Source organism: Microcystis sp. M061S2 (assembly GCF_020245605.1).
Lineage (GTDB): Bacteria > Cyanobacteriota > Cyanobacteriia > Cyanobacteriales > Microcystaceae > Microcystis.
Genome location: NZ_JADBUP010000116.1, coordinates 1 through 3,381, shown reverse-complemented (window position 1 = coordinate 3,381; position 3,381 = coordinate 1). Strand labels below are relative to the sequence as shown.

Genomic DNA, 3,381 nt, shown 5'->3' with positions numbered 1-3,381 from the left:
AGGGCGCGTAATGACTGTCTGACTGACCGCTGGAGAGAGTAGGACTTCGTGCCATTTCGCAACCCCGGAATACTTTTCAGCGAAAGCTTTATAATAAGATTGTTCAGCTTCCGTTCCCGAGGAGCCACCGTATAGTGGTTTGAACGTGTGACTTTTTGCCCCTTGACGGTCAGTAGTTTGTCCCGACTCCGTGAGAATTTTTGCCGTGTACGAATGGACGTCAAACTTTGATAAAACATCTTGCTTTACCTGTTCGTCACCACTCAACTCTCCCGCGACACGAAACTCTAGCTGAGAGAAGTCGGCTTCTATGATTGAGCCTCCATCAAAGCGGGATACCACGCAACGACGGATAGGGAACGTTTTCCCTCTGGGTTGATTCTGGAAATTCCTTACATTCAGCAGGGGTCGTTAATCCCTGCCCGCACTGTTACATGCTGCTGCATGTCGCCATGCAGAGTAGACTATATCATCATCTGCCCCGACTGACGGCGACAGATGCCTTGCGCTTCGGGCTACTTAGCCCTACTCCATTACTGGATAGTCGTTGCGCGTTCCAAAGCGTGAATTTTACCGTGGCCAGACACGGTCAATAGTGCAAGGTTGTCGATATCATTGTTTGTTTTGTCGCCATCAATATGATGTATAACAAAACCCTTAGGTACTTCGGTCAGACCAAGTGCCTGACACATAATTACACTGTGCAGAAACACATGCTTAGATCCTTTTCGCCCCGTGTACCAATCGGGCTTAAGGACCATCTGATATCCGTTGCCATCCGAAACAACGCCCTTAAAGTTGGGGTGAGCCTGCGCATATTTACCGTGCATGGGGTTTAACTCTCCCGCTTTGCTATTGGCGTAAACTCTTGACATGCGCTCTTTTCGCTGCTCACGAGTATACATTGTTTTGATAATAAAACGGGCTGTCGCTTCAGAAACGCCCGCCCCCTCAGCTATTTTAGCTATTGGTAGTTCTGTTCGTGAAAACAATGTAGCAACAGATGTTTGAATTGTAGAATTACTGGCGTGTGTAAAATTCACTGCCATCATGTATCTCCATAGATAGATATGGCCTTGGCTTCGTTCAGGATTGTCTCTTAGAGAGTTTCCCTGAGTTCACAAGGTTTGCTCAGCGTAATCGCTTACGCCGGTCCCTTAATTAAGGATCGCTAGATGACAGCCGGCCTGTGGCGGTAATGCACTGATTAAATCGTGGATGTAGGATACCGTCTGGTCGGGTGTTACGTCGGATGCCTCCAACGAAACTGCTGAGATAAGTTTCGATTGCATTAACTCGCACCATAGCTGATAGGAAGTCGGCAGCGTCCTTGTTACCCTTGGCTGCTGCCGCCTCCGCCAAGTGAGTTAGGGTTTCTTTATCTGTGGCAAATCCGTTTGCGGTACAGTCCCAGATGTTTCGGGGTGATTGGCGCAGACCGGCGTACTCTGCCAAATCCGTGTATACGACTCCCGATCCACCGCAAGTAGGGCATTTGTTTGGGCGCTTATGAAATTCTCCATTGATGCGCGTTCTGTAGTAATGCCCTGTACCTTTGCAATCCACGCACTGTTTAGCTTGAGTCTTGCGAACAAGGTTAGTTTGTTCTCGGACATTTGCAGCAAACCTCCCGGCAGACATGTCGGGCCTAGGCAAAGGCTTGCCACGGGCATTCAGCCCGATGCTAAACGTATCTGCCCAAGCCTTCTTGTCCTTAACACGCCGGGAATAGATAAGGCAACTTAGCTGCTCTGGAGAGGCAAGGTTAATAGGCGTATCACCCATAACCTTATGCTTAATCTCCTCTAGACGAACGAGCAGGTTAGAAAGTTCTTTTTTGTACTCGGCCTCAACAGCGTCAAGGGTAACTAGATCAATCTTGATGCCGTTTCGTTCCATATCTGTAAGAACGTACAAAAACTCATTCATCATGTCCCGTGTGGGGACAAGTCCTATGTTGTACGGATTTGCATAAAGTTTTTGCTGACTGATAAAAAGATCAGCAGTTGAAATGATATCTCCCTCGCCGTATTCCCGCAATTCATCAATGGGGATTTCGGCTACTGAAACACCCTTGTCAAAATACTTGTGGAAAATGTCAGACTTTTTAAGTGTGACACCACGTCGGATGCAGGAACCTTCCAGCGACAGGTCGTCCTTGAGGCCCCGGCTGAACACATACTCACCGATCATCGTGTCGTAGCACGCACCGTTGTAGGTGAAGCCAGCTTCTAGAAGCCAAGCCAGATCGTGCTTTAGGTTATGGCCGACGAGTAAGGTGGTCTTATCCAGAACCGACTGGATGTAAGAAATATCCTGTGGTGTGCATTTGTATTCCGAATGGTCGATGAACACGTACGGCAATAGCTGTACATCATCACCCACGACATGACCCAAGCCCACGCTGACGAGTTTGTTACCCGGATTGTATGGGCTTAGGTCAATGCCTCTTTCGTGTTTGGTAACTGTGTTCTCTACGTCAGCGATTGTGATCATTCAATTCTCTTAGTAAGGTCCATCAAATGTAGAGAATGCAAAAAGCATAAGCGCACCAGCCCAGACCATTGACAGAAAGAACGCTGGCCAAAAAGATAGCCAACTAAGGAGCCAAATACCGGTGCCGAACATGCCTACGCCAACGCTAGACAAGGCACCATAGGCGGCATAATCAAGCAGTTTTTTAGACATTAGCTTTCATACCTCGATACTTGCGGATTAAGGATGCACGTAACTGGCCCATGCCAGCCCGTAAGTTTGTTCTTCGATACATACAGAGTACGAGTAAGATCGTCATTCGGTCTGCCGGGGTCGATATCGACGCCGATACCGATGATCAAGTCTGCCTCGCCAGCCTTGCCTGTTTTTGATCCTGCGAGGGTGGAGTAGTGGACATATGCTTTGCCTTCCGCATCTGCACTGGCTTGGCAGATAGCGAAAACCGCACAGTTGTTACGTTTAGCAATTTCACGGGCTCGGCGGTAAAGCTCAGTAAGGCTTTCGTCGCCACGATTGAATTGTCCATCGATTTGCACCTTATCTAGCTGGTCAACGATAACAACATCAGGTTTGTGCTCGGTTACTAGAACCTCCAACTCCTTAACGCTGACCGTAGCCGCGTCGATAACGACGAGGTTTCGTCGGATTGTGTCCCACTGTTTGCGGATTGACTCCGGGTCTGCGAGGAGTTGTTCTTTAGTCTTTCCCGTGTAGCAAGTGAGCGCTCTAAGGATCGTACGATTAGCTGGTTCCTCGTTGCAGATGGCGAGGACTCTGGCGCCCTGTGATAAAAAACCGCCGGGGGATACCTCTCCTGTCGCTGGGTTAACTCTGGACCCCGCTGCCACCAATGTAACCCAGAAGGCGGTCTTGCCGATTTCTGGT

At 49.0% G+C, this 3,381-nt stretch carries 5 protein-coding genes; all 5 read right to left on the bottom strand.

The window, feature by feature from the left end; translation table 11 throughout:
- Positions 1 to 402, bottom strand: a 402-nt coding sequence (locus IM475_RS18545; RefSeq protein WP_287728704.1) for a DNA polymerase, incomplete at its 3' end; no start/stop codon positions are given.
- A gap of 131 nt (positions 403 to 533) precedes the next feature.
- The gene (locus IM475_RS18540; protein ID WP_287728703.1) at positions 534 to 1,052 is read right to left on the bottom strand and encodes an HNH endonuclease signature motif containing protein; all 519 of its coding nucleotides are present in this window, start codon (positions 1,050 to 1,052) and stop codon (positions 534 to 536) included.
- A gap of 109 nt (positions 1,053 to 1,161) precedes the next feature.
- The gene (locus IM475_RS18535; RefSeq protein ID WP_287728702.1) at positions 1,162 to 2,496 is read right to left on the bottom strand and encodes a hypothetical protein; all 1,335 of its coding nucleotides are present in this window, start codon (positions 2,494 to 2,496) and stop codon (positions 1,162 to 1,164) included.
- A gap of 9 nt (positions 2,497 to 2,505) precedes the next feature.
- Positions 2,506 to 2,688: a hypothetical protein gene (locus tag IM475_RS18530; protein WP_287728701.1), complete on the bottom strand. Its 183-nt coding sequence runs from the start codon at positions 2,686 to 2,688 to the stop codon at positions 2,506 to 2,508.
- On the bottom strand, positions 2,688 to 3,381 hold a 694-nt coding region (locus IM475_RS18525; RefSeq protein WP_287728699.1), incomplete at its 5' end, for an AAA family ATPase. The genes IM475_RS18530 and IM475_RS18525, both read right to left, overlap by 1 nt.